At 69.5% G+C, this 24,010-nt stretch carries 21 protein-coding genes; 8 read left to right on the top strand and 13 right to left on the bottom strand.

Features of this window, described 5'->3' with window-relative positions:
* On the bottom strand, positions 1 to 633 hold a 633-nt coding region (locus MKK82_RS05285), incomplete at its 3' end, for a TCP-1/cpn60 chaperonin family protein (protein WP_279602786.1).
* A 70-nt stretch (positions 634 to 703) separates the two neighbouring features.
* Positions 704 to 994, bottom strand: coding sequence for a co-chaperone GroES (groES, locus tag MKK82_RS05280; protein ID WP_238290766.1), 291 nt, complete (start codon positions 992 to 994; stop codon positions 704 to 706).
* A gap of 212 nt (positions 995 to 1,206) precedes the next feature.
* Here groES and MKK82_RS05275 point away from each other — a divergent pair, with 212 nt between their 5' ends.
* Both MKK82_RS05275 and MKK82_RS05270 read left to right on the top strand, forming a co-directional pair.
* Positions 1,207 to 2,193: a CorA family divalent cation transporter gene (locus MKK82_RS05275; RefSeq protein WP_238290767.1), complete on the top strand. Its 987-nt coding sequence runs from the start codon at positions 1,207 to 1,209 to the stop codon at positions 2,191 to 2,193.
* A 189-nt stretch (positions 2,194 to 2,382) separates the two neighbouring features.
* Positions 2,383 to 3,843, top strand: coding sequence for a methyl-accepting chemotaxis protein (locus MKK82_RS05270; RefSeq protein WP_238290851.1), 1,461 nt, complete (start codon positions 2,383 to 2,385; stop codon positions 3,841 to 3,843).
* An 80-nt stretch (positions 3,844 to 3,923) separates the two neighbouring features.
* Here the strand turns inward: MKK82_RS05270 and pdeM are convergent, their stop codons facing one another.
* From pdeM to MKK82_RS05255, 3 genes are read right to left on the bottom strand one after another with little or no spacing between them, the layout of a single operon-like run.
* On the bottom strand, positions 3,924 to 4,637 hold the full coding sequence (pdeM, locus tag MKK82_RS05265; protein ID WP_238290768.1) for a ligase-associated DNA damage response endonuclease PdeM: 714 nt from the start codon (positions 4,635 to 4,637) through the stop codon (positions 3,924 to 3,926).
* A gap of 41 nt (positions 4,638 to 4,678) precedes the next feature.
* Positions 4,679 to 7,351, bottom strand: coding sequence for a ligase-associated DNA damage response DEXH box helicase (locus tag MKK82_RS05260; protein ID WP_243984843.1), 2,673 nt, complete (start codon positions 7,349 to 7,351; stop codon positions 4,679 to 4,681).
* Positions 7,348 to 8,304, bottom strand: coding sequence for an alpha/beta hydrolase (locus MKK82_RS05255; RefSeq protein ID WP_238290769.1), 957 nt, complete (start codon positions 8,302 to 8,304; stop codon positions 7,348 to 7,350). The genes MKK82_RS05260 and MKK82_RS05255 overlap by 4 nt, the downstream gene beginning before the upstream one ends.
* A 284-nt stretch (positions 8,305 to 8,588) precedes the next feature.
* Between MKK82_RS05255 and MKK82_RS05250 the strand changes: the two genes are divergently transcribed.
* Positions 8,589 to 8,930, top strand: coding sequence for a DUF6460 domain-containing protein (locus tag MKK82_RS05250; RefSeq protein WP_238290771.1), 342 nt, complete (start codon positions 8,589 to 8,591; stop codon positions 8,928 to 8,930).
* A 38-nt stretch (positions 8,931 to 8,968) separates the two neighbouring features.
* Positions 8,969 to 10,321 carry an MATE family efflux transporter gene (locus tag MKK82_RS05245; RefSeq protein ID WP_238290773.1) on the top strand — a complete coding sequence of 451 codons (1,353 nt, stop codon included), beginning with the start codon at positions 8,969 to 8,971 and terminating at the stop codon, positions 10,319 to 10,321.
* Here MKK82_RS05245 and MKK82_RS05240 read toward each other — a convergent pair.
* Positions 10,318 to 10,659 (bottom strand): hypothetical protein, encoded by a 342-nt coding sequence (locus MKK82_RS05240; RefSeq protein ID WP_243984836.1) that lies wholly within the window; start codon positions 10,657 to 10,659, stop codon positions 10,318 to 10,320. The genes MKK82_RS05245 and MKK82_RS05240 overlap by 4 nt on opposite strands.
* A gap of 225 nt (positions 10,660 to 10,884) precedes the next feature.
* On the opposite strand from MKK82_RS05240, the gene MKK82_RS05235 reads away from it, so the two are divergent.
* A complete protein-coding gene (locus MKK82_RS05235; RefSeq protein ID WP_243984841.1) occupies positions 10,885 to 11,766 on the top strand; it encodes an HpcH/HpaI aldolase/citrate lyase family protein in 882 nt (293 codons plus the stop codon).
* A gap of 80 nt (positions 11,767 to 11,846) precedes the next feature.
* Here MKK82_RS05235 and MKK82_RS05230 read toward each other — a convergent pair whose 3' ends face one another.
* From MKK82_RS05230 to MKK82_RS05215, 4 genes are all read right to left on the bottom strand, one after another.
* Positions 11,847 to 12,146, bottom strand: coding sequence for a hypothetical protein (locus MKK82_RS05230; RefSeq protein WP_238290780.1), 300 nt, complete (start codon positions 12,144 to 12,146; stop codon positions 11,847 to 11,849).
* Entirely contained in the window at positions 12,143 to 14,440 is a 2,298-nt protein-coding gene (locus tag MKK82_RS05225; protein WP_243984834.1) for an FdhF/YdeP family oxidoreductase, read from the bottom strand. Before MKK82_RS05225 ends, MKK82_RS05230 begins: the two co-directional genes overlap by 4 nt.
* Positions 14,441 to 14,668: 228 nt before the next feature.
* The gene (locus tag MKK82_RS05220) at positions 14,669 to 15,745 is read right to left on the bottom strand and encodes a quinone-dependent dihydroorotate dehydrogenase (RefSeq protein ID WP_238290783.1); all 1,077 of its coding nucleotides are present in this window, start codon (positions 15,743 to 15,745) and stop codon (positions 14,669 to 14,671) included.
* The gene (locus MKK82_RS05215; protein WP_238290784.1) at positions 15,742 to 16,092 is read right to left on the bottom strand and encodes a DUF952 domain-containing protein; all 351 of its coding nucleotides are present in this window, start codon (positions 16,090 to 16,092) and stop codon (positions 15,742 to 15,744) included. Before MKK82_RS05215 ends, MKK82_RS05220 begins: the two co-directional genes overlap by 4 nt.
* 316 nt (positions 16,093 to 16,408) lie before the next feature.
* Between MKK82_RS05215 and MKK82_RS05210 the strand changes: the two genes are divergently transcribed.
* The 3 genes from MKK82_RS05210 (at position 16,409) to MKK82_RS05200 (ending at position 19,329) form a co-directional block, all read left to right on the top strand.
* Complete coding sequence (locus MKK82_RS05210) at positions 16,409 to 17,041, top strand: helix-turn-helix transcriptional regulator (RefSeq protein WP_238290785.1); 633 nt, start codon at positions 16,409 to 16,411, stop codon at positions 17,039 to 17,041.
* A 105-nt stretch (positions 17,042 to 17,146) separates the two neighbouring features.
* Positions 17,147 to 18,244 carry a two-component system sensor histidine kinase NtrB gene (locus MKK82_RS05205; RefSeq protein ID WP_238290786.1) on the top strand — a complete coding sequence of 366 codons (1,098 nt, stop codon included), beginning with the start codon at positions 17,147 to 17,149 and terminating at the stop codon, positions 18,242 to 18,244.
* A 116-nt stretch (positions 18,245 to 18,360) separates the two neighbouring features.
* A complete protein-coding gene (locus tag MKK82_RS05200; RefSeq protein WP_243984832.1) occupies positions 18,361 to 19,329 on the top strand; it encodes a TIM44-like domain-containing protein in 969 nt (322 codons plus the stop codon).
* Between the two features lie 40 nt (positions 19,330 to 19,369).
* Here the strand turns inward: MKK82_RS05200 and rsmA are convergent, their stop codons facing one another.
* Genes rsmA through MKK82_RS05185 form a run of 3 tightly spaced genes read right to left on the bottom strand, consistent with a single transcriptional unit; the run spans position 19,370 to position 23,985 of the window.
* Positions 19,370 to 20,248 (bottom strand): 16S rRNA (adenine(1518)-N(6)/adenine(1519)-N(6))-dimethyltransferase RsmA, encoded by an 879-nt coding sequence (gene rsmA, locus MKK82_RS05195; RefSeq protein ID WP_238290788.1) that lies wholly within the window; start codon positions 20,246 to 20,248, stop codon positions 19,370 to 19,372.
* 10 nt (positions 20,249 to 20,258) lie between these two features.
* Entirely contained in the window at positions 20,259 to 21,374 is a 1,116-nt protein-coding gene (gene pdxA, locus MKK82_RS05190; RefSeq protein WP_238290789.1) for a 4-hydroxythreonine-4-phosphate dehydrogenase PdxA, read from the bottom strand.
* 31 nt (positions 21,375 to 21,405) lie between these two features.
* Positions 21,406 to 23,985, bottom strand: coding sequence for an LPS-assembly protein LptD (locus tag MKK82_RS05185; RefSeq protein WP_238290790.1), 2,580 nt, complete (start codon positions 23,983 to 23,985; stop codon positions 21,406 to 21,408).
* Positions 23,986 to 24,010 lie beyond the last annotated feature (25 nt).

Below are 24,010 nucleotides of genomic sequence, written 5' to 3'. Positions count from 1 at the left end.
CATCTTCTCCGCGTTCGTGATGAAGTACGGGGAGAGGTAGCCGCGGTCGAACTGCATGCCCTCGACGACGTCGAGTTCGGTCTCGGCGGTCTTGGCCTCCTCGACGGTGATGACGCCCTCGTTGCCCACCTTCTGCATGGCGTGGGCAATCATCTGGCCGATCTCGGTGTCGCCGTTCGACGAGATGGTGCCCACCTGGGCGACCTCGTCGGAGGTCGAGACCTTCTTGGCGCGCGAGGTGATGTCCTTGACGGCGGCCTGGGTGGCGAGGTCGATGCCGCGCTTCAGGTCCATCGGGTTGATGCCGGCGGCGACGTACTTGGCGCCCTCACGGACGATGGCCTGCGCCAGCACGGTCGCGGTGGTGGTGCCGTCACCCGCGATGTCGTTGGTCTTCGAGGCCACTTCGCGCACCATCTGGGCGCCCATGTTCTCGAAGCGGTCGGCGAGTTCGATCTCCTTGGCGACCGTCACACCGTCCTTGGTGATGCGCGGGGCGCCGAAGCTCTTCTCGATCACGACGTTGCGGCCCTTCGGACCGAGCGTCACCTTCACCGCGTCGGCGAGGATGTCGACGCCGCGCAGCATCTTATCGCGGGCGTCGGCGGAGAAACGAACGTCTTTCGCTGCCATTGTGTGCCTCTTAACTAGTGTTGAAACCCCAAGGCCGGGACGGCCTCAAAGGGCAGGACGAGCGTTCCGATCAGAGGGCGACGACGCCCATGATGTCGGATTCCTTCATGATCAGGAGGTCCTGACCGTCGATCTTGACCTCGGTGCCGGACCACTTGCCGAACAGGACGCGGTCGCCGGCCTTGACGTCGAGCGGGTTGACGCGACCCTGCTCGTCACGGGCGCCGGGACCGACGGCGACGATCTCGCCCTCTTGCGGCTTCTCCTTGGCGGTATCCGGAATGATGATGCCGCCCTTGGTCTTCTCCTCGCTCTCGATGCGACGGACGACCACGCGGTCGTGCAGCGGACGGAACTTCATGAGCAGCCCTCTTGCTTCAGGTCTGGAGTTGGCGTTGATGCGGCCGGCGGGACCGCTCGCGAACTCGACTGTTAGCACTCTGTCTCGGCGAGTGCCAAAGACGGCGGCGAGATAGGCTCGCTGCGGTTCCGAGTCAAGGCTGTCGCACCCCCGCACGACGGCGCGATGACGCGGCGGCGGCCAAAATTCTCCCTCACGGACATCGTGCTCCCATGCTGAGCCTGCACGGACCCGACGGCGCGGTGGCGCTGGAACCCGGCCGCCCGATCGCGCCCCAGGCGGTGTGGTTGGACCTGAACGACCCGACGCCCGAGGAGGCGGCCATCGTCGAGCAGGCGACCGGTCTGCGGGTCCCGTCGCGGGAGGCCCTGTCGGAGGTCGAGACGTCGAGCCGGCTCCGCCGGGTGAAGGGCGGGCTCTCGTTGTCGACGCCGATGATCACCTTCGAGCAGAGCGCGTCTCAGTTGAAGCCATTGGGTTTCCTGCTGACCAAGGACCATCTCGTCACGATCCGTTTCCACGATCTGCGGGCCTTCGACTCCTCCACGAAGCGGATCTCAGACGGCGACGGGAGCACGACCCCGAGCGAGATTTTCCTCGTGGTCTTGGAGGAGCTGGTCGACAGTCTTGCGGACGCCCTCGAGGACATGGCCTCCGACCTCGATTCGCTTTCGACACGGATCTTCGACTTCGACGTGCGCGGCGCCGACCGGCGCAGGCTGGAGAGTCCGCCGCCGCGGCGCCGCGACCTCGCCCTACGGCGAATCCTGCGCGGCATCAGCAATCGCGGCAAGGGGCTGGGCAAGATCCGCGCGAGCCTGCTGGGGCTGGAGCGGATCGTACCGTTCGTGTCGGCCGCCTGCGAAGGGCTCGGCCTGCCGGAGGACGGGCGGTTCGACACGATCCGCAGGGACATCGAGTCCCTCGACGAGTTCGAAACGCGGCTCGCCGAGAACGTGCAGTTCCTCCTCGACGCGGCGCTGGGCCTGATCAACATCGAGCAGAACAACGTCTTCCGGGTGCTGACGGTGGTCTCGGTGGTGGGCGTCCCGCCCACGCTGATCGCTTCCATGTACGGCATGAACTTCAAGCACATGCCGGAACTGGAGTGGACCTACGGCTACCCCTACGCGCTCGGCCTGATCCTCATCAGCGCCATCGCTCCGGTGATCTACTTCCGTATTCGTGGCTGGTTCTGATATTCATTTGGCAATTACAAATATCTGATCTCTGATTTTAGCATCACGACATCGCATTCCGAGACATCGACCGCCTTCGATCGATCCGCTCGGAAGAACTCGTTCGATTTCTAGTCTCCCTTGAATTCCGATTAGCACGCCATTAACGACGCGGAAGCTATAGGAGATCGAGAAGGAGCGATCGTGATCATGTTCAAGCGGGCAACGTACAGTGAAGCGCAGGCCAAGATCGAGGCGCTCGACCGATCCTTGGCGATCATCGAGTTCGATCTCGACGGCCGCGTCCTGCACGCGAACCAAAACTTTCTCAAGGTGATGAAATACACACTTGATGAGGTGACCGGGAACCATCACCGCATATTTGTCGAGGGCGCCTATGCCAAGACTGTGGAATATACGGCTTTTTGGGACAAGCTGAAGGCCGGTCAATACGTGACGGGCGAGTTCCTCCGCCTCGACAAAGCGGGGGCAGGCGTCTGGCTGGAGGCGACCTACAACCCGATCCTTGACGCGAAGGGCCGACCGGTGAAGGTCGTCAAGTTCGCCACCGACATTTCGGCGAAGAAGAAGGAAATCACCCGCCTCCTGACGATGATCGACAATGTGCCGGTGGCTGTGATGACGGCCGACATGACGGACAATTTCAAGATCGACTACCTCAACGCCACGTCGCGCAGGACTCTGGCCACGATCGAGCAGCACCTGCCGATCAAGGTCGACGACATGCTCGGCAGCTCGTTCGACGTCTTCCATAAAAATCCGCATCACCAGCGGACCATGCTGGCGGATGCCAGCCGGCTACCGCACACCACCAAGATCAAGGTCGGGCCGGAGACGCTGAACCTGCAGGTCACGGCGGTGAACGACGAGCAGGGCCGCTACCTGGGCCCGATGCTGACCTGGGCAGTGGTCACCGCGCAGGTGAACATGGAGATCGACGTGAAGCGCGTCGTGGACGCGGTCGGATCCGCGATCCACGAGATGCAGAGCTCGGCCGAGGGGCTGATGCAGTCGGCCGAGTCCGCCCGCAGCAAGGCGTCGTCGGTGGCGGCGAACTCGGAGCAGATGAACGGCGCGATCCAGGAGATTTCCGGCCAGGTCGGCCGGGTTTCGGAGCGGGCGCAACAGATCGCCGTCCAAGCCGAGACGACGGACGCGACGATGCGGCAGCTCGCCGAGAACGCCCGCAAGGTCGACACCGTCGTCGGCATGATCAAGTCGATCGCCGACCAGACCAACCTGCTGGCGCTCAACGCGACCATCGAGGCGGCGCGCGCCGGCACGGCGGGGCGGGGCTTCGCGGTGGTGGCGAGCGAAGTGAAGGCGCTGGCCGAGCAGACCGCCAAGGCCACGGGCGAGATCACCCAGCAGGTCTCGGCGATTCAGAACGCCACGGGCGAGGCCGTCGGCGCCATCGAGATGATCACGGCCGCGGTGGGCGAGCTGTCGAAGCTCACCCTGGCCATGGCCAGCGCCGTCGAGGAGCAGGCGGTCTCGACCCACGAGATGGCGGGCAACATCGGGGGCGTGTCCGAGGCCGCCAACGCGACGGGTCAGCTCGCCCAGTCGGTCCAGGGCATCGCCGAGAGCCTCGCGGGCCATTCGGCGAGCCTGTCGGACAGCGTGACCCGGTTCATGAAGACGGCCTGATCCGGCTTCGGCCGCCGCAGCGGGACGCGCCGCGTCCCGACGGGGTGCGGGCCGGCGGGAAGGCGTGAAGCCGGAGGCGCTCAGTCCCGGGCGAGCTGCGCCTTCCCGATAGCGAAGACCCGCCCGTCGCCCAGGAGGTGGGCGGTGAAGCCGTTCGGGAACAGGCTCTCGATGGCCTTGTCGCGAACATTGAGCCCACCCGCATAGGCGCCGAAGGCCGGCATCACCAGGCGGCTGCCGTCCGTGACGAAGCAGCGGCGGCGGACCGCCCGGCCGCGCATCGCGACCTTGCCGCAGGGATGGAGATGACCGGCGATCTCGCCGGGTACGGGTTGCGGGCTCGGCTCGTGGCGCAGGATCAAGCCGCCGACCGTCAGCGCCTCCGCGTACCGGCCGCCGACGCCCTCGCGCACGGCGGCGTCGTGGTTTCCGGCGATCCAGACCCAGTCCCGGCCATCCTGCAGCGCCGCCACCATCGCCCGATCGCCCGGCTCCATGCGCTCGGGCCCGCGGGCATCGTGGAAGGAATCGCCCAACGCAACGACGCGGGCGGGATCGTGCCGCACCACCGCCTCGTGCAGGCACGCCAGCGTCTCGCGGGTGTCGTAAGGCGGCAGGAACTGGCCGGAGCGGGCCGCGTAGGACGAGCCCTTCTCAAGGTGAAGATCGGAGACGATCAGCGTCCGATGCTCCGGCAGCCACAGGCCGCCGCAGAGGTCGAGCACCAGGGTCTCGCCCGCCAGCAGCAGGGTGGGGTGCTTGTGGGTCTTCTCGAGTCTCAGGCCGGCCGCCAAGATCGCATCCTCGGTGTCGTCGGGGCAGGGCGGATCGGCGGTCAGGACAGAGCCTCTTGGAGAAGCTCCGCCTCGGCCTCGGCCAGGATCTCGTCGGCGCCCTCGCCGTAGACCCGCTCGCGCCCGATCTCGAGCATCACGGACACGGAGAGCGGCGAGACCCGGTCGAGAGACCTGTGGATGATTCGCCCTTGGATGCGCTCTAGCATCATGCCGAGGCGCCTCACGTCGAGGAGTCCGGTTGCCGCATCCTGCCGCGCCGCCCGGAGCAGGAGGTGGTCCGGCTGGTGCTTGCGCAGGACGTCGTAGATCAGGTCCGTGGAGATCGTGACCTGTCGCCCGGACTTCTTGAGGCCCGGATGATGACGCTCGATCAGCCCGGCGATCACCGCGCATTGGCGGAAGGTGCGCTTCATCATGGCCGATTCGTCGAGCCACGCCTCCAAGTCGTCGCCCAGCATGTCGACCGCGAACAGGTCGCCGATAAAATCCGGATCGCGGGCGGCGCGCTCGGAGACGTCGCGGGTCGTCCAGATCGCGATGCCGTAATCGTTGGCGGCGAAACCGAGCGGCCGCAGGCCGTCGCGCTCCAGCCGGCGCGTGAGCAGCATGCCGAGCGTCTGGTGGGCGAGGCGGCCCTCGAACGGGAAGGCGGTCAGGTAGTGGCGCTTGCCGCGCGGGAACGTCTCGACCAGGAGGTCGCGCTCGCCCGGCAGGACCGAGCGGCGGCGCTGCTGGAGCAGATACTCGCCGATCTGCCGCGGAAGCCGGTCCCAGGCAAAGGGATCGGCTATGAGCGCGCGGACCCGCTCGGCCAGGAAGGTCGAGAGCGGGAATTTGGCGCCGGCATAGGAGGGGATCGCCGGGTCGGTGCCGGGCGGCGCGCGCGTGACGAGGCACTCGTCCTCGGCCAGCCCCTCGAACCGCAGGGTTTCGCCGGCGAACAGGAAGGTGTCGCCCACGGTGAGCGTCTCGGCGAACTCGTCCTCGATCTCGCCGAGCACCCGGCCGGTCTTCGGCAGGACGGTGCCGGGCTTTCCGCGGAGGGAACGGCCCAGGCGGACCCGGACCCGCGCCGCCTCGACGATGGTGCCGACATTCATCCGATAGGCCTGCGCGGTGCGGGCATCGCGCACGCGCCAGAGCCCGTCGGGACCGCGCAGGATCTTGGCGAAGCGTTCATAGGCGCGCAGCGCGTAGCCGCCGGTGGCGACGTAATCGACCACCTGCTCGAACGATTCCCAAGTGAGGCCGGCATAGGGTACCGCCGAGACGATCTCGTCGTAGAGATCGAGCGGGTCGAAGGCGTCGGCGCAGGCCATCCCGAGGACGTGCTGGGCGAGGACGTCGAGGGCACCGAGCCGCGCGTCCGGCGTGTCCTGCGCCGCCGCCTCGACGGCGTCGAGGGCCGCTTGGCATTCCAGCATCTCGAACCGGTTGCCGGGGACAAGGTAGGCTTTGGAGGGCTCGTCCATGCGGTGGTTGGCCCGGCCGATCCGCTGCATGATCCGGCTGGCGCCCTTCGGTGCCCCGACATTGACCACGAGGTCGACGTCGCCCCAGTCGATGCCGAGGTCGAGGGTGGCGGTGCAGACGATCGCCCGCAACTGGCCCGCCGCCATGGCGGCCTCGACCCGACGGCGCTGCTGCGCGTCCAGCGACCCGTGGTGGATGGCGATCGGCAGGGCGTCCTCGTTGAGCCGCCACAACTCCTGGAAGGTGTACTCGGCCTGCAGGCGGGTGTTCACGAAGACCAGCGTCGTCCGGTGCGCCCGGATCAGGTCGTAGATGGCCGGCATCGAGTGCCAGGCGGTGTGCCCCGAGATCGGCAGGGCCCGGCCGAGGTCGAGCATGCGCAGATCCGCCTTCGCGCCGCCGGCCACGGTGACGAGGTCGGCCATGGGCGCCGCGATCCCGCCATCCGCTGCGGGGGAGGGTGGTCCGTCCGTCAGGCCGGAGCGGGCGCGAGGTGCGGCGCGACGGGGGGCTTCGCGACCGCGCTCGGACGGCTCATCGTCGCGGGCCCCCTCCGTCTCCCCGCCCTGCAGGGTGCCTTCCGCCGCGGAGGGGGGAGGGGGAAGCGGTCCTTGGGGCACCAGATACTTCCGCAGCTCATCCGGCTGGCGCACCGTCGCGGAGAGCCCGATCGCGGCGAGTCCTGGGCTGAGCCGGTGCAGACGCGCCAGGGCGAGCGCCAGCAGGTCGCCGCGCTTCGAGGTGACCAGCGCATGCAGTTCGTCCAGGACCACGCAGCGCAGACCCGCGAAGAACGCCGCGGCTTCGCGATGGGCGATCAGCAGCGCCAGCTGCTCGGGCGTGGTCAGCAGGATGTCGGGCGGCCGGCTGATCTGGCGGGTGCGCTTGTGCGCGGGCGTGTCGCCGGTGCGGGTCTCGACGCGGACCGGCAGCTCCATCTCGGCGATGGGCGCGTCGAGGCTGCGGGCGATGTCGACCGCCAGCGCCTTCAAGGGCGAGACGTAGAGGGTGTGCAGGCCCTTCGGCCTCAGACCCTGCGGACCGCGCTCGGAGAGCGCGACGAGGCTCGGCAGGAAACCCGCCAGCGTCTTCCCGGCCCCGGTCGGAGCCACCAGAAGGGCCGACCGGCCGGCACCGGCGATCCGCAGCAGGTCGAGCTGGTGCGACCGGGGTGCCCAGCCGCGTGCGGCGAACCAGGCCCGGAAACGCTCCGGCAGGATCTCGGCCGGATCGCTCAGGCGAGCGCCATGAGGAAGCGGTCGATCAACTCCAGCGCGCGCTCGCTCATGGGGCTCGGGTAGCGGGCGAAGACGTGGCAGCCGCCGGGATAGATCGCCGTGTGGCCACCGTTGCCCGCGGCGGCCCACCGTGCCGACATGTACAGCGTGTCGTCGAGGAGGGGATCGGCCGTTCCGATGGTGAACAGGGCCGGCGGCAGGCCCTTCAGGTCCGCGTAGATCGGCGACACGTCCGGCCGGCGCCGGTCGATGCCCTCGCGGACGTAGCCGTCGGCGAACTTGGTCAGGTCGCGGGTGTTCACGACGAGCCGTTCCTCGCCCCAGTTCCGGACGGACGGGGTCAGGCCCAGATCGAAGAAGCCCGCGTTGAGATTGGCCCCCCGGAACGCCCGCGGCAGGTTGTGCTTGTCGCGCAGCCGCAGCAGCACCATCACGGCGAGCTGCGCGCCCACGGACTCGCCGCCGATGGTCAGCGCGTGGATGCCGAGCTCGGCCTTGCCGGGGCCTGCGAGCCACAGGGCAGCCGCCTCGCAATCGTGGAGGGCCGCCGGGTAGGGATTCTCGGGGGCGAGCCGGTAATCGACCGAGAGGGCGACGAAGCCGCACGCATCGGAGATCCGCTCCAGCCAGGGATCCTGCTCGTCGGCCGAGCCCCAGACCCACCCGCCGCGGTGAATATGGAGGTAGGCGCCGCGTACCTTGGTGCCGGGCTTCGGCCGGATCACCCGGAGCCTGAGCGGACCGTCGGGACCGTCGATCGTCAGCCACTCGGCCCGGTTGCTGTGCGGCATCGCGGGCGCGGCCTTGGTGCCGGCGCGGCGGCGCGCGCGCACCTCGGCGATCGGCAGCGACCATGGATCGGGCAGAGCGGCATGCGCCGCGACGATCTCGGCGTTGAGACGCAGCGTCTCGGGATCGATCGTCGCCGGGTCGAACAGGGCGTGGTCGATCATCGTGGGTTTGGTCCCGTCGGCACTCTGAAGCCTCTCACGAAACTCCCGGCTAACCGAGAGGTCTCCCATCGGCGACGATTGCGCAAAGGAAGTTTCGCGCGACGCTTAACCCATCGCCGGTCCCGCGCATCTTGGCGAGACCGCCGCCGCTTGCCATCTCGGGTTCGCGGGAGAAACCCGCCAACGCTTGATCGGCGCTCGGGTTTCGTCGCGGTGTGGTGCGCCGGCCACGGTTCCGCCCGCTTCGTCGCCGATCCGGGGCCGTGAGATTTCCAGAGGACGCGATGCTCGTCGATCACGACAGGCGCCTGCACGGCGCACCGCCGGACGGCACCTACGGCGCAGGGGCTTACCGCCCGCGCGATTCGGCGCTGCGGCGCTTCCTCGGCGGCTCCCCGACGGGCGTGTTCCTGCGCCTGCTGTTCCTGTCGGTTCTGGTCGGCGCCTTCATGGCGATGCTCGGGATGACGCCCGGGCGCCTGTTCTGGCACGTCTACGATTCAGCGCGTGCCCTCATCGACGTCGGACTGGCCTCCCTGCATGATTTCGGCGGCTGGATCGTCGCCGGGGCGATCGTGGTCGTCCCGCTGTGGCTGATCGCGCGGCTCGTGGCCGTGTCCCGGTGACGGGTGGCGCCTCCGCGCTGGGCTAGCGTCCGCTGAGGATGCGGGCCGCGGGTCCGGCGAAACCCACGCATCGCCGCGTGCTGGCCCTGGCGCTGCCGATGACGCTCGCCAACGTCACGACGCCGATGCTCGGCTTCGTCGGCGCGGCGGTGATCGGCCGGCTCGGCGACGCGGCGTTGCTCGGCGCGATCGCGCTGGGTGCCGTGATCTTCGATGCGATCTTCTGGTCCTTCGGCGCCCTGCGCATGGCGACGGCAGGGTTGACCGCCCAAGCGGTCGGCGCCCGGAACGGCGTGGAGATCGACCGCATCCTGGTCCGGGCGCTGGTGGCGGGCATCGGCATCGGGCTCGGCCTGATCGTCCTGCAATGGCCGGTCGCGCGGGCCGCCTTCGCGATCAGCGGGGCGAGCGAAGCCGTGATCACGGGCCTGTCGACCTATTTCCACATCCGCATCCTGTCGGCGCCGTTCGTTCTGGCGGGTTACGGCGTCCTCGGCTCGGTGCTGGGCCGCGGACGAACCGATCTCGGCTTGCTGCTGCAGGTGGCGATCAACCTGACCAACGTCGTCCTGACGCTCGTCCTCGTCCTGGGCCTCGACCTGGGACTGGCCGGCGCGGCGCTCGCCACGCTCTGTGCCGAGGCAATCGGTCTCGTGTTTGGTCTGATCGTGCTGTCACGCCTCGGATGTCGCCCCTTCCGGGTTCCCCTGCGCGACGTGCGCGATGCGGCTGCGATCCGCAGAACCCTGAGCGTCAACGGCGACGTGATCCTGCGCACGCTGGCGCTGATCACCGGCATCGTGCTGTTCTCGGCCCTCGGCGCCCGGCAGGGCGACGTCGTGCTGGCCGCCAATTCCGTCCTCTGGAATCTCTTCCTGATCGGCGGCTTCTTTCTGGACGGCTTCGCCACGGCGGCTGAGACCTTGTGCGGTCAGGCGGTAGGCGCCCGGGACGCCGAGGCCTTTCGGGCGACCTCGGCCTTGAGCCTGCGCTGGTGCCTGGGCTTCGGCCTCGGCGTCGGCCTGCTCTCCCTCGCCGGAGGCCAGGGCTTCATCGACTTCGTCACGACGAATGGGCCCGTCCGGGAGACCGCGCGAACCTACCTGCCGCTCGCTGCCCTGGCGCCGCTCGCCGCCGCGGCCCCGTTCGCGTATGACGGAATCTACATCGGTGCGACTTGGACGCGGCCGATGCGCGACCTGATGCTCTGTGCGCTGGCCGCCTACGGAGCGCTGCTCGCGCTCGTCCATCTCTTGGATCTCGGCAACACCGGCCTGTGGATCGCCTTTGTGGGCTTTCTCGGCGCCCGGGGGCTCGGCCAGGCCATCGCCTTTCCCGCCCTCGTCCGCCGTACCTTCCCGTCGACCGTCGCGGCTTTGCGGACGGGCTAGCGGGGATCCTTCCAGCCCGTCGCGGTGGCCGTCGGCGCCGCCCGTACCACCGTGCCGGTGGAGCGCGGCATGTCAGCGTCCGCGCGCCGCGGGTAGGAGCGCCGGACAGCGACCGGCCTGTACCGGTGACCGCGGCGGACGTGGCGGCGACCTCGCTCGGAGGAATTGCCCACGAAGCCGCCGACCACGGCTCCCGCCACCGCGCCGATCGGTCCCCCCACGAGGGCGCCCGCAACGGCTCCGGATCCGACGCCCAGGGTGGTCCGACTCTGTGCTGCGGCAACTTGCGGCACCGCCAGTGCACCAACCAAGAAGAGAGCGGCCAGGACTTTGCGCATGCCAACAATCCAAGATGAGCAAATTGATTTGACCGGCCTTCAAGCCGGAGATCGTGACGAAATCGCGACAAATCCAAGTGCAAGTACGGACCGTGTCAAATGCCCGCCGGACTCTCAGGAACCTTGGCGGGGAGACGTGGCTTGCGCGGCCGGCTGCGGTAGGGTGCACCGCAACGACGATCGGCCGCGCGCGGCCGCATGAGGGAGAAGTCCGTGGCCACGACGATGGACCTGCGCCTGCGCCGGAGCGTGCTCTACATGCCGGGATCCAACCAGCGCGCCCTCGACAAGGCCAAGACTCTGCCGGTCGACAGCATCATCCTCGATCTGGAGGACGCTGTCGGGCCGGAGGAGAAGGAGATCGCGCGCGACCAGGTCTGCGCGGCGGTCACCAGCGGAGCCTACGGCAGCCGCGAGTTGATCATCCGCGTCAACGCTCCGCAGACCCCCTGGGGCGAAGCCGACCTGCACGCGGCGATCCAGGCCAAGCCCGACGCGATCCTGATGCCGAAGGTGTCGTCCCCCGCCGTGCTGGAGAGCATCGCCGACCGGCTCGAATCCCTGGACGCCCCCGAAGGGATCGCGATCTGGGCGATGATCGAGACCCCGGCCTCGATCCTCAACATCCAGGAGATCGCCCGCGCCAAGCGCGACCCGCGCAACCGCCTGACCTGTCTGGTCCTGGGAACCAACGATCTCGCCAAGGATACCTGGGCGAAGATCGTACCCGGCCGCGTGCCGATGCTACCCTGGATCATGATGGCGCTCGCCGCCGCCCGGGCCGAGGGCCTGGCGATCCTCGACGGCGTCTATAACGACATCGCCGACACGGAGGGCTGCCGCGACGAATGCCGGCAGGCCCGCGACCTCGGCTTCGACGGCAAGACGCTGATCCACCCCACGCAGCTGGAGCCGGCCAATTCGTCCTTCGCACCCACCGAGGAAGAGGTCCGACGCGCGAAGCTGGTGCTGGAGGCTTTCGAGCGCCCGGAATACGCCAAGCGCGGCGCCATCAAGCTCGAGGGTCGCCTCTACGAGCGGCAGCACCTCGGCGTGAATCGGCGCGCGGTAACCTGGGCCGAGGCGATCAAGGCGAAGGGCTTCTGACCCGATCTGCACCGCCGGCTCCGCGCGCGGCGCGGCGGGATCCAGCAGCGCCGGGCGCTGCGGCATCGCGCGGCTCGGGATCACTCCGCGACGTTCGACGGCGCGGGCCTCCCTGAGCCGGCGGGCGCGAACCGCGTCCGCTGCGTCCGCGGATCCCGCGCCGTCACCGCCAGGTGCCCCGTCTCCTCAAGCCCCGCCAGCGCGCGCAGCACCAGCGCGTGCTCCACCCCGAAGGTGCTGGCGAAGGCGCGGCTGTCGCCCGGCAGGCCGAGGTCCAGTGCCGCCAGGAGGCCCGCCGCCAACGGATCGAGGCCGGGTCGGGCGGCCGTGACCCGGTCGAGGGCGGCGATGAACGACGCTTCGTCGGGCGTCGCGCTCACGCCGCCGCACGCGCCTGCAGGGTCACCAGCACCGACTTGGAGGTCGGCGTGTCGCTCTTCTCGCCGAAGGTCGAGAGTGGGACGAGCACGTTCAGCTCGGGATAGTATCCCGCCAGGGCGCCGCGCGGCATGTCGAAGGGCACGAGGCGGAAATCTTCCGCCCGCCGGACGATGCCGTCGTCGTGCGTGCCGACGATGTCGACCCGCTCGCCGAGCTTGCCCCGGATCTCCGCGAGGTCGTCCGGATGGGCGAAGAGCACGCGGCGCTCGCCGTACACGCCACGGTAGCGGTCATCCAGGCCGTAGATCGTGGTGTTGTACTGGTCGTGGCTGCGGAAGGTCTGCAGCACGAAGGTGTCCTTGGACCTCGTCGCGATCTGGTGCTCGGTCTGGTGCGGCAGGGCATCGGCGGAGAAGTTGGCCAGCCCCGTGGCGGTCTCGAACACCCGCTCGGCGGCGAGGTTGCGCAGCATGAAGCCGCGCGGCTTGCGCACCCGCGTATTGTAGCCGGTAAAGCCCGGGATCGTAGCGGCGATCGCCTCGCGGATCCGGTCGTAATCGGCCGCAAATCCGGCCCAGTCGATGGCCGAGCCGCCGACGGTCGCCCGCGCCATGCCGGCGATGATGGCGATCTCGGAGCGCAACTCCTTCGAGGCCGGCTTGTTGATGCCGCCCGACCCGTGGACCATGCTCATCGAATCCTCGACGGTGACGATCTGGACCTTGCCGTCGGCGTTGCGGTCGATCTCGGTACGGCCGAGGCAGGGCAGCAGGTAACCGACCGCGCCGGGCACGAGATGGGCGTGGTTGAGCTTGGTGGCGACATGCACGGTGAGCTGGCAGGAGGCCAGGGCTTGGGCGACCACCGCCGTGTCGGGCGTCGCGCGCAGGAAGTTGCCGCCGAGCCCGATGAACGCCTTGGATTGCCCGTCCCGCATGGCCCGGATCGCCGCCAGGACGTTGTGACCGTGCCGGCGCGGCATCGCGAGGCCGAAATGCTGCTCCAGCGCGTCCAGGAAGGACGCGGCGGGGCGCTCGTTGATGCCGACCGTCCGGTCGCCCTGCACGTTGGAATGGCCGCGCACCGGGCAGAGTCCCGCACCTGGTCGGCCGATATGGCCGCGCAGGAACAGGAGGTTGGCAATCTCCCGGATCGTCGCCACGGAGTGGCGGTGCTGGGTCACGCCCATGGCCCAGGTGGCGATGACCCGCTGCGCCCCGAGATAGACGTCCGCCATGGCGGCGATCTCGTCCATCGTCAGGCCGGACTGGTCGAGGATCGCATCCCAGGTCGTCGCCTCGACCGCCGCGCGATAGGCTTCGAGCCCGGCGGTGTGATGCTCTAGGAACGCGCGGTCGAGAACGGAGGGACGGCCAGCGGCGCGCGCCTCCGTGTCGCGGGCGAAGACGATCTTGGCGATGCCGCGGAAGGCCGCCATGTCGCCGCCCGAGCGCGGCTGCAGGTAGTGGCTGGCGATGGGCCGGCTCGAACCACGCAGCATCTCGACGGTGTTCTGCGGATCGGCGAACCGCTCCAGGCCACGCTCGCGCACCGGATTCAACACCACGACCTGAGCGCCGCGCTCGGCCGCCCGGCGTAGGTCTCCGAGCATGCGCGGATGGTTGGTCCCGGGATTTTGACCGACGCAGAAGATCGCGTCCGCCTTCTCGAAATCCTCCAGCAGGACCGTGCCCTTGCCGATGCCGATCGCATCGATCAGCGCGACGCCGCTGGCCTCGTGGCACATGTTCGAGCAGTCGGGGAAGTTGTTGGTCCCGTAGGCGCGGGCGAAGAGCTGGTAGAGGTAGGCCGCCTCGTTGGAGGCGCGTCCCGACGTGTAGAACTCCGCCTGTTCGGGATGGTCGAGCCCGCGCAGGGTCGCGCCGATCTCCGCGAAGGCCTCGTCCCAGCCCACGGGCAGGTAGCGGTCGCTCGCCGCGTCGTAGCGCATCGGATGCGTCAGGCGGCCCTGGCCCTCGAGGGCGTAGTCGCTCCAGGTCCGCAGCTCACTCAGCGTGTGCTTCGCGAAGAAGGCCGGCGGCGTGCGCTTGTCGGTCGCCTCCCAGGAGACCGCCTTCACGCCGTTCTCGCAGAACTCGAAGGATGAGCCGTGCTCCGGGTCGCCCCAGGCGCAACCGGGGCAATCGAACCCGTCGGGCTGGTTGGCCTTGAGCAGCGCGCGGGAGCCGGTGAGCGGCGCGCGGCTGCCGAACAGGTGCTTGCCGCAACTCTTCAGAGCACCCCAACCGCCGGCGGCGGACGAGCGCTTTGAAGCCCCGTCAGACTGGGCCATGAATTGTCCTGGACATGATGACGCGAAGGCTCTCGCAGCCGCGAGATAAGCGTCTCCGCAACCGCCTCACAATGGCGTGCGCGCGCAGGCCCCTCATGCACGACGCACAGGCTAAGCGCCCGCTCCGCAAAGCCTTTCTAAACTGACACCCGGAGGATCGCCGGAGGGGCACACAGCCCCGTCGACGTTGGGCGCGCGGCCGGGCCGATGCGATCGGCTCAGGCCCGATCAGCCGCCGCGGGCGAGGTCCGCCGCCTCTCGGCCGACGGCCTGCCGAAGCGTGGCGATCCCCTCCGCCCTCATGCGCTTCAGGAGCCCGGCTTTGATACGGCCGACGATCCCCGGACCCTCGTAGACCAGCGCCGAGTAGAGCTGCACGAGGCTCGCTCCGGCGAGGATCTTGGTCCAGGCGGCGTCGGCCGAATCGACGCCGCCGACGCCGATCAGGGGGAGGTCGTCACCGACGCGCAGCCGGGTCTGGGCCAGCATCCGGGTCGCCGGCCCGAAGAGTGGCCGCCCCGACAGGCCACCGGTTTCCCGGGCAAGCGTCCCCTCAACCAGACTCGCCGGCCGTGCCACGGTGGTGTTGGACACGACGAGCGCCTGGACTCCGCGGCGGCGTGCCGTGGCGCAGATCGCATCGAGGGCATCCAGCGCCATGTCGGGTGCGATCTTCAGGAGGATCGCCGCCGCCGCGCCCGACGCGTCGCGGGCCTCAACCGTCCTGGCGAGCAACTCGTCCAGGAACGCCTCGCCCTGCAGGTCCCGCAGCCCCGGCGTGTTGGGGGAGGAGACGTTGACGGTCACGAAATCCGCCAGCGGCGCCAGCGCCCGGGTGCAGGCAGCGTAGTCGGCGAGGCGATCGACGGCTTCCTTGTTGGCGCCGATGTTGACGCCGACGATCCCGGCCCGCCCGGCCCGGGCGCGTAGCCGCGCGGCGACGACGTCCAGACCCTCGCTGTTGAGGCCGTAGCGGTTGATCACCGCCCGGTCCGCGGTCAGCCGGAACACCCGCGGCCGCGGGTTGCCGGGCTGCGGGCGCGGCACCACGCCACCCACCTCGACGAAACCGAAGCCGAGGCCGAGCAGCGCGTCCGGCACGCGCGCGCCCTTGTCGAAACCGGCGGCGAGGCCGACCGGGTTGGGGAAGCGGCGGCCGAGCACGTCGACGGCGAGGTGCGGATCATCCACCTGAGGCGCGCGACGGGGCATCGCCGCGAGGGCCCGCAGGGTCAGGTCGTGCGCGCGCTCGGCGTCGAGCCGGTGCAGCAACGGTCGGACGAGGGGGAAGGCGCGGTCGATCATGGCGTACCCAAACCGGCCGGAAAGACGTGGCGGCCGTCCGCGCCCAACGGCAGCGCCATCACCGAACGGACCGCGTCGAGGGACAGCACACCGTAGAGGTGCGGGAACAGATCGCCGCCCCGGGAGGGCTCGTAGCGAAGACAGTCCCCGAGGGCGTTGGCCTCGACGGTGACGAGCAGCAGGTCGGCCTGCCCGGCGAAGTGGCGCGCCGCCGTCTCGGCCACCTGGGCGGCCGTGGAGAAGTGGATGAAGCCGTCCTCGCGGTCGACCGGCGCCCCGGCGAACCGGCCTGCAGCCTCCGCCTCCCGCCACAGCGCGCGCGGACAGATCTTGTAGATGAGCGGCATCGAAGCTCCCTGGACACGGCCGCGTCGATAGTGGCGCCTCGGGTTGGCGGCAACACCTGGATTCGGGACGCATTCGAGGAACGATTGCATTCTGCGCGCTGTAGTTCTACTTTCCTACGACGAGGCTGAGCGTCACAGTGCCAGGCCCGAATTGGGACGCCGGATCGGGGTTCTGCCGCATCTGGTGACTACACCTGTATCCCGCGGGTGCCGACCATGACCGGCGGGAAGATCGTCCCACTGCCTCCGTAACGGCCGGGTTCCGGCTGATGCGACGGGGGTTCCGGCCCGCTCAAGGTGAGCCTCCGAGCCCGACATGCTGTCGCACGAGCAGATCTGGAACGCCATCGACCGGCTCGCCGAGCGTCACGGCTACTCGGCCTCGGGACTGGCACGCCGCGCCGGCCTGGACGCGACGAGCTTCAACCGCTCGAAGCGCGTCGGCGCCGACGGGCGCAAACGCTGGCCCTCGACGGAATCGGTCTCGAAGGTGTTGGCTGCGACTGGATCCAGCTTGGACGAGTTCCTGCGCCTCATCGAGGCCCGCGAGATCCCCGCCCGGACCATGGTGCCGCTGATCGGTCTCACCCAGGCCGGTGCCGGTCGCCTGTTCAACGACGAGGGCATGCCCACCGGCGGTGCGGGCTGGGAGGAGATCGAGTTCCCGGACCTCGGCGAGGAGCGTGCCTTCGCGCTGGAGATCCAGGGCGATTCCATGCTGCCGCTGTTCCGGGACGGCGATGTTCTGATCGTGTCGCCCACCGCCGGCGTGCGCAAGGGCGACCGCGTTGTCGTCCGCCTTCACGGCGGCGAGGTCCTGGCCAAGGAACTGAGACGCCGGACCGCCCGCACCGTCGAGCTCGCCTCGCTCAACCCAGAGCACGAGGATCGCACCCTGAATCTCGGCGAGGTCGCCTGGATGGCTCGGGTCATGTGGGTGCGCCAGTAGACCATCCCCGGATCCGCGTTCCGGGCCCCGTCTTGGCCGGACGGCCGTTCGTCGCTATCGAGGGCGCGTCGCGGGCCTTCCGCATCCGCTGAGCGCGAACGCAGCATGGCGCAACCCGGCACGGGTCACGGTTCGGACGACGACGTGCCCCTTTCGGAGGAGGCTCGCGCGCTCCTCGATGCGTTGCCGACGCCGAGCCTGCTCTTCGACGAGGGAGGCCGGGTTCTGCACGCCAATCCCGCCCTCGAGCGCCTCTGCGGGCGTCCGGCGGCGTGGCTCAGGGAGCATGGCCTCGATCCGATGCTGGCCAGCCGCGCGCCCGCGCCGGATCCGGCCCAGGACGCCATCCAGGAGTTCCCGGCGCTGCGCGCGGACGGGACGAGCTTCTGGGCCAGTCTGACGGTGGCCCCGCTGCCGACCACCCCCTTCCGGATCGGCCAGATCCTCGACGTCACGGCACGACGGGAGGCGGAGGGCGCGCTCGCCCTGTCCCGCCAGCGCGAGGCGCTGGGCCTGCTGACCAACAGCGTGGCTCACGAATTCAACAACTTCCTCCAGATCCTCATCGGCTACATCGACGGCCTGAAGCGTCGGTTGGGCGACCGCCCGGAGCCGTTCATCCAGCGCGCGATATCGCGATCGGCCGATGCCACCGAGCGGGCTGCCATCCTGACGCGCCACCTCCTGGCCTATTCCCGGCGGATCGCGCCCGAGGTCCGCGCCGTCGATCTCGACGTGATCGTGGCCGACCTGGCCGGGCGCCTCGCCCCCGATCTGCCGGCCGCGATCCGACTGAACGTGGCTCGGACACCCGGCCTGCCGCCCGCGATCAGCAACCCGACTCAGATCGAGTTCGCCCTGCGTCACTTGGTCGCGAACGCCTGCGAGGCGATGCCGGCTGGTGGCACTCTGACGTTGTCGACCTTCCGGATCGAGCCCGGCGATCGGATGATGCAGCAGCCCGGCGACGGCATCGTGGGGATTGCGGTGAGCGATACGGGCCAGGGCATGTCGCCCGAGATGCTGACCCGGGCCCTCGCACCCTTCCAGACCAGCCACGAGGCCGGCCGCGGCGCGGGCCTCGCGATCGTTCACGGTCTGATGAAGCGCCAGAACGGCACCATCACCGTCGACAGCCGATCCGGGGAGGGCACCCAGGTGCGGTTGTCGTTTCCCGCCGCGCCCGAGCGGGCGCTGCACTGACGGGCGGAAAACTGCCATCGCGCCGTCGTGGGGCAGGACTAAAACGCGGGCCCAGCCGTTCCCATATTGTCACTGGCGCTCAGCGCCATCCAGTTCTCGTCCTCAGAGGCGTGTCTATGCTCACCCAGATTTCGCGTCGCCGGCGCGTGGCCAGCCTGCTGGCTCTGGCCGCGGCGTTGACTGTCGCGGCTCCCGTGGTCGAAGCCCGTCCGGGCGGCGGCGGGTCCTTCGGGTCGCGCGGCTCCCGCACCTACACGGCACCGTCCGCTACGCCGACCGCTCCGGGCGGCGGCATGACGATGCAGCGGTCTCAGACCGCTCCGTCTCCCGGCATGGGCAGCCCCGGTATGCAGGCTCCTGCGACGGGCCGCCGGTTCGGCGGCGGCTTCTTCGCGGGCCTGCTCGGCGCCGGCCTGATCGGCGCGCTCCTCGGCGGCGGTTTCTTCGGCGGCCTGGGCGGCCTCGCCTCGATGATCGGCCTGCTCTTCCAGGTGGGCCTCGTGGTCGTGGTGGTGATGCTGGCCCTGCGCTTCTTCCGCCGCCGCAACCAGCCGGCCGGCGCCGGCGCGCCCTACGCCCGCTCATCCCTCGACGGTGAGCAGGGTCCCGGCGGCCCGATCGGCGGTGCGCCCGGGGCTCCCGCCGCGGGCATGTTCAGAGGTGGTCAGCGGCCGCCCCAGGCGCGTCCGGTGCAGATCGGCCCCGCCGACTACCAAGCGTTCGAGCGGCTGCTCGGCGATATCCAAGATGCCTATTCCCGCGAGGATCGCGTGACCCTCGGCAACCTGTCCACGCCCGAGATGGTCAGCTACTTCGACGAGGAGTTGCGCAATAACGCGTCCCGCGGCGTCGTGAACAAGATCACGGACGTGAAGCTGCTCCAGGGCGACCTGGCGGAATCGTGGGGCGAGGACCGCACCGACTACGCGACCGTGGCGATGCGCTACGCGCTCAAGGACGTGATGATCGAGCGCTCCAGCGGCCGTGTCGTGCAGACCGACTCCTCAGAGGCCACGGAACTGTGGACCTTCCTGCGCCAGCCCGGTCGCGGCTGGGTGCTCTCGGCGATCCAGCAGACCCGCTGATCGCTCGGGCGTCCCGGTCGGAGGACCGGGACCGTCGCATTCACGCCGGTGCCGTCTCGACGGTGCCGGCGTTTTTATTTTGCTCCCACAGGTTGGCCAAGTCGACGAAGCCCGACACGGGCACTTCTTCGGCGCGCGCGGTCTCGGCGATGCCGGCCGCGGCCAGCATGGTGCCGGCGTCGGCCGTCAAGGACTTCAGGCTCTGGCGCAACATCTTGCGGCGCTGGCCGAAGGCCGCGCGGGTCACGGCTTCGAGAGCCCCGCACCGGCACGCGAGAGGCCGGGCCCGCGGCACGATCCGTACCACGCTCGACGTCACCTTCGGCGGCGGAACGAAGGCCGACGGACTGACGTCGAACAGGATCTCGGCCTGTGTCCGCCAGCCGCACAGCACGGCGAGCCGGCCATAATCCGCCCGCTGCTCGGGTCCGGCGACGATGCGCTCGGCGACTTCCCGCTGGAACATCAGGACGGCCTGATCCCACCAGGGTGGCCACGCCTCACCGCCGAGCCAGCCGGTGAGAAGCGCCGTACCGACGTTGTAGGGCAGGTTGGCCACGATGCGCGCCGGACCGGGACCGATCAGCGGCCGCGGATCGAACACCAGCGCGTCCGCATCGACCACTTCGAGCCGGCCCGGATAGTGCGCCGCGATGTCGGCGAGCGCTGGCAAGGCGCGCGGATCGCGCTCGATGGCCACGACCCGCGCCGCCCCTTCGGCCAGCAGCGCCCGCGTCAGGCCGCCGGGACCTGGGCCGACCTCGACCACGGTCACACCATCGAGCGGTCCCGCAGCACGGGCGATCCGTCCGGTGAGGTTGAGGTCGTAGAGGAAGTTCTGACCGAGCGCCTTCTTGGGCTCCAGGCCATACCGGGCGACGACCTCGCGGAGCGGCGGAAGCCCGTCCCCGGCGCTCAAGATCCCGCCCTCACAGCTCGTCCTCCGGACCGAAATGCCGGGCGCCCGCGGGCATCGGCCGGCCTGCGTAGATGCGGAACGGGCCCGCGTCGCCGCCGGACGGGACCGCGCCTGCGGCGGATCCGGTGGCCGCCAGCCGGGCGGCGAGCCGCAACGCCGCCACGAGGCTGTCGGGCCGGGCGATCCCCTTGCCGGCGATGTCGAACGCGGTGCCGTGGTCCGGCGACGTGCGCACGAACGGCAATCCGAGGGTGACGTTCACGCCGTCGTCGAACGCGATGGTCTTGATCGGGATCAGGGCCTGATCGTGCGTCGGCGCGAGGGCCACGTCGTAGGTCTCCCGAGCCCGGGCGTGGAACAGCGTGTCGGCCGGCAGCGGGCCGCGGATGTCGATGCCGGCCGCGCGCAGCCGGGCCACGGCCGGGGCGAGCACGTCCCGATCCTCGTGACCGATGGTTCCCGCCTCGCCGGCGTGCGGGTTCAGGCCCGCGAGGACGAGGCGCGGTTCGTGCAGTCCGAACCGGTCCCGCAGATCGCGGGCGACGATGGTGGCGGTCTCCTCCACGAGGTCCTGGGTGAGGAGCTCCGGCACCGCCCTCAGCGGGACGTGGATCGTCACCGGAACGACCGCGAGCATCTCGCTCCAGATCATCATCACCGGCCGGGGCGGCGTCCGGCCGGGGGGCACCGAGAGCGCGGCGAGGAACTCGGTGTGGCCCGGATGGGCGAAACCGGTCCGCGTCAGCACGAACTTGGCGATCGGGTTGGTCACGATCGCGCTGGCGCGCCCGGCCTTGACGAAGCCCACGGCGGCGGTGATCGACTCGATGGTCGCGCCCGCGTTGACGGAATCCGGCATCCCGGGCTCCGCCGCCACGGTGGCGCCGCTCGGTAGGGGCACCACCGGCAATGCGTGCCGGAACACCTCGGCGGCGGTCTCGGGATCGACTTCGGCGACCGGGACAGGCCGGTTCATCCGGTGGGCGAGACGTTCGATGAAGGCCGGATCACCCACGAGGAAGAACGGCGGCAGCAGGCGCGGACCGCCGCGCCCGAGCCAGGCGCTGAGGGCCAGTTCCGGGCCGATCCCGGCGGGATCCCCGAGGGTGAGGGCGAGGGGTGGCATAGACGGTCTATAGCGCCCGCGGCGGCGCCGGTCACCGCACTGAGGCGATGCCGTCCGCCGTGGTGGCCGTTCCGACGTTCTGGCGCAGATCCGCCTCGCCCAGGGTCTTCAGCTCGACACGCAGCAGGACGGTCTGGTTGCGCTCGCGCACGCCGGTGGCGGTGGCGATCGGCGAGTTGATGTAGTTCAGCGAGACGGTGGTGCATTCGTCCTGATAGCCGCCGCCGAAGCTGGCACCCGACAGGTAGAACCGACCCGGATTCTGGTAGATCGGCACGGTCCCGATCGGGTTGGCGAGGTAGGAGGTCAGCGCGTCCTGGTAGGTGTTGCGCACGTCGAGGTAGTGCGTGAGGTCGACCAGCAGCGAGCCGGAGACGAACCAGTTCGGCGTGATGTTGTAGGTCGCCGAGGCGGTGATGCCTTCGCGGTAGTGGCTGTAGCCCAGCAGCGGCTGCGCCTCGTAGTACGAGTAGAACGCCGACAGGGTGAGCGGCGCGAACGGTGCGAACCGGGCCGTCGCCCCGGCCTCGAACCGCGACACGTGGAAGTCCGACTGATTGAAGCGGGCCCGGCTGATGAACGTGATGTTCTGGTTCGGCGAGACTTGGAACCGGCCGACGAAGTCGGACCGCTGGGTCTCCAGACCGGAATCGAGGCCGACATTGGCGATGTCGCCGCGGCGGAACGAGTTGACGCCGGCGAGCTGGATGGACTCGCCGAAGAGCACGTTGGCGTACCAGCCGGAGGGCGTGACCACGGAGTACTGGCCGCCGAGATTGGTGCGCACGCCGCCTTCGACCCGGTCGTAGCCCGAGAACTTGTCCCATTCGAAGAGGGAGGTATCGTCGAACACGAGGCTCTGCGCATCCTCGTTTGGCAGCCGGCCGATCCGTGTCTCGGACGGCCGCGCGATGACCTGCCCGATCGGCTCAAGGGTGTGGACGCCCAGCGCGCCGAAATTCGCCACGAAGGGGTACCGGTAGTCGAGGCCGATCGCCGGCATGACGCGGCCGGCGAAGCCGTCATCGATCTTCGCCACCTGGGGGGCGAGGTCGTTCTGGTAGCCCGAGAAGCTGGGGTTGGTGAAGAACGCGTCGGTCCGCAGGTAGGCGAACGGCGTGAACTTCTGGCCGTAATCATCGATGAAGCTGCGGCGCCAGGACAGCTCGGCGGAGGCGCGCGTGTTCGTTCCCGCAAGCCCCTGGATGAGGCAGGTGCCGCGCTGGAAGATCGTGCAGGTCTGGTAGAGCGGGAAGCTGACGCCGTTCACGCTCGGCGAGAACAGGTAGCTCGAGGTGCGCGGCAGCCCCTGATACTGCGTGGTCTCGCGGGTCAGGCTGGTGATGTTGGCCTGGAAGCGCACCTCGCCGCCGATCTCGGACGGGCCATTGATGCGCTTGTCGTAATCGATGACCGGCGCCACGATCGGCTGCTGCTTCTGCCAGTCGAAGCTCGACAGGCCCTTGAAGTAGTAGCCCCGTGCCTCGAACCACGACCGGTCGCCCTGGCCGATCAGGTAGGCCGTCGAGGTCGCCTCGCGGAAGTAGTCCGTGGTGATGTTCTGATTGCGGATCCGGTAATTGTCGAGGAACCACTTGTCGGTGACGCCGACGAGGTCCCAGCCGGTCCGCCAACGCGGGTTGATGTAGAACCGGCCCTGCGATTCGACGGAGCCGCGGAAGTCACGCTCGCCGGCGCCGAGCGGGCTCGGCAGGAAGGCGGAGGGCGTCGTCTGCGAGATGCCGGACAGGCGCAGGTTGTAGAAGCCGTTGTCGATCCGCTGGCGGAACTCGCCCTGGGCCAGAAGGCCCTGGCGGCTGAGCAGGGTCGGCGTCAGCGTCAGGTCGTAGCTGGGCGCGAGGGCGATGAAGTACGGCAGCGACGCGCCGCTGCCGAGGGCCGTCGTCGTGATGAAGCGGGGCGCCAGGAACCCGGTCTTGCGCCTTACCGTCGGATCCGGAGCCTCGAAATACGGCAGGTAGGCCACCGGGATGCCGGCGATCTCCAGCGTGGAATCGTCGAAGTAGACGGTATGGGTCTCGTTATCGTGGACGATCTTGCTCGCCCGAAGCTGCCAGAGCGGCGGCGATTCCGGATTGTCCTTGCAGGGCTCGCAGGCAGTGTAGCTGCCGGAGTCGAAGCTCGTCTGCTCGCCGTTCAGCCGTTCCGCCCGGGGCGCCGAGAAACGCGTCCGCACGGTCTCGAACTTGCGCTGGACGGTCTGCTGGCCGCGGAAGGCGTCGATGAAGCCGGTCTTGAAATCGTCGGTGAGCTCCATGCGCTCGCCGGTCACCACGCCGCCATCGGCCTCGGTGAGGCGGACGTTGCCCTCGGCGAAGACGCGGCTGCTGCCGCGGTCGTAGCGCACGCGGTCGGCCTGGAGGGTCCGGGGGCCGTAATGCAGCTCGGCGTTGCCGCGGGCCGTCACGGTGCTGCGCTCGTTGTCGTAGACCAGCTCGTCGGCCTCGACGAGGAGCTTGTCGCCCGGCTTTGCAGCCGCCACGGCAGGGAGAGTCTGCGCGCGCGCCGACGCGGCCGCCGTCAGGGGCACGGCCAGCGCGAGCGCGGCCAGAAGGCCCGCTTTCCGCAGGATGTCGGTGACCTTACGCAACGCGCGTCCCAACCCCTGTGACGTG

This window comes from Methylobacterium sp. E-046, from assembly GCF_022829625.1.
Taxonomy (GTDB): domain Bacteria; phylum Pseudomonadota; class Alphaproteobacteria; order Rhizobiales; family Beijerinckiaceae; genus Methylobacterium; species Methylobacterium longum.
This window is presented reverse-complemented; position numbering and strand designations above follow the sequence as displayed.

Excerpts from the sequence above, each read along its gene's own strand:
- groES (WP_238290766.1), bottom strand. The coding sequence starts at position 994 with ATGAAGTTCCGTCCGCTGCACGACCGCGTGGTCGTCCGTCGCATCGAG.
- MKK82_RS05275 (WP_238290767.1), top strand. The coding sequence starts at position 1,207 with ATGCTGAGCCTGCACGGACCCGACGGCGCGGTGGCGCTGGAACCCGGC.
- MKK82_RS05270 (WP_238290851.1), top strand. The coding sequence starts at position 2,383 with ATGTTCAAGCGGGCAACGTACAGTGAAGCGCAGGCCAAGATCGAGGCG.
- MKK82_RS05255 (WP_238290769.1), bottom strand. The coding sequence starts at position 8,304 with ATGATCGACCACGCCCTGTTCGACCCGGCGACGATCGATCCCGAGACG.
- MKK82_RS05250 (WP_238290771.1), top strand. The coding sequence starts at position 8,589 with ATGCTCGTCGATCACGACAGGCGCCTGCACGGCGCACCGCCGGACGGC.
- MKK82_RS05245 (WP_238290773.1), top strand. The coding sequence starts at position 8,969 with ATGCGGGCCGCGGGTCCGGCGAAACCCACGCATCGCCGCGTGCTGGCC.
- MKK82_RS05240 (WP_243984836.1), bottom strand. The coding sequence starts at position 10,659 with ATGCGCAAAGTCCTGGCCGCTCTCTTCTTGGTTGGTGCACTGGCGGTG.
- MKK82_RS05235 (WP_243984841.1), top strand. The coding sequence starts at position 10,885 with ATGGACCTGCGCCTGCGCCGGAGCGTGCTCTACATGCCGGGATCCAAC.
- MKK82_RS05225 (WP_243984834.1), bottom strand. The coding sequence starts at position 14,440 with ATGGCCCAGTCTGACGGGGCTTCAAAGCGCTCGTCCGCCGCCGGCGGT.
- MKK82_RS05220 (WP_238290783.1), bottom strand. The coding sequence starts at position 15,745 with ATGATCGACCGCGCCTTCCCCCTCGTCCGACCGTTGCTGCACCGGCTC.
- MKK82_RS05215 (WP_238290784.1), bottom strand. The coding sequence starts at position 16,092 with ATGCCGCTCATCTACAAGATCTGTCCGCGCGCGCTGTGGCGGGAGGCG.
- MKK82_RS05210 (WP_238290785.1), top strand. The coding sequence starts at position 16,409 with ATGCTGTCGCACGAGCAGATCTGGAACGCCATCGACCGGCTCGCCGAG.
- MKK82_RS05205 (WP_238290786.1), top strand. The coding sequence starts at position 17,147 with ATGGCGCAACCCGGCACGGGTCACGGTTCGGACGACGACGTGCCCCTT.
- MKK82_RS05200 (WP_243984832.1), top strand. The coding sequence starts at position 18,361 with ATGCTCACCCAGATTTCGCGTCGCCGGCGCGTGGCCAGCCTGCTGGCT.
- pdxA (WP_238290789.1), bottom strand. The coding sequence starts at position 21,374 with ATGCCACCCCTCGCCCTCACCCTCGGGGATCCCGCCGGGATCGGCCCG.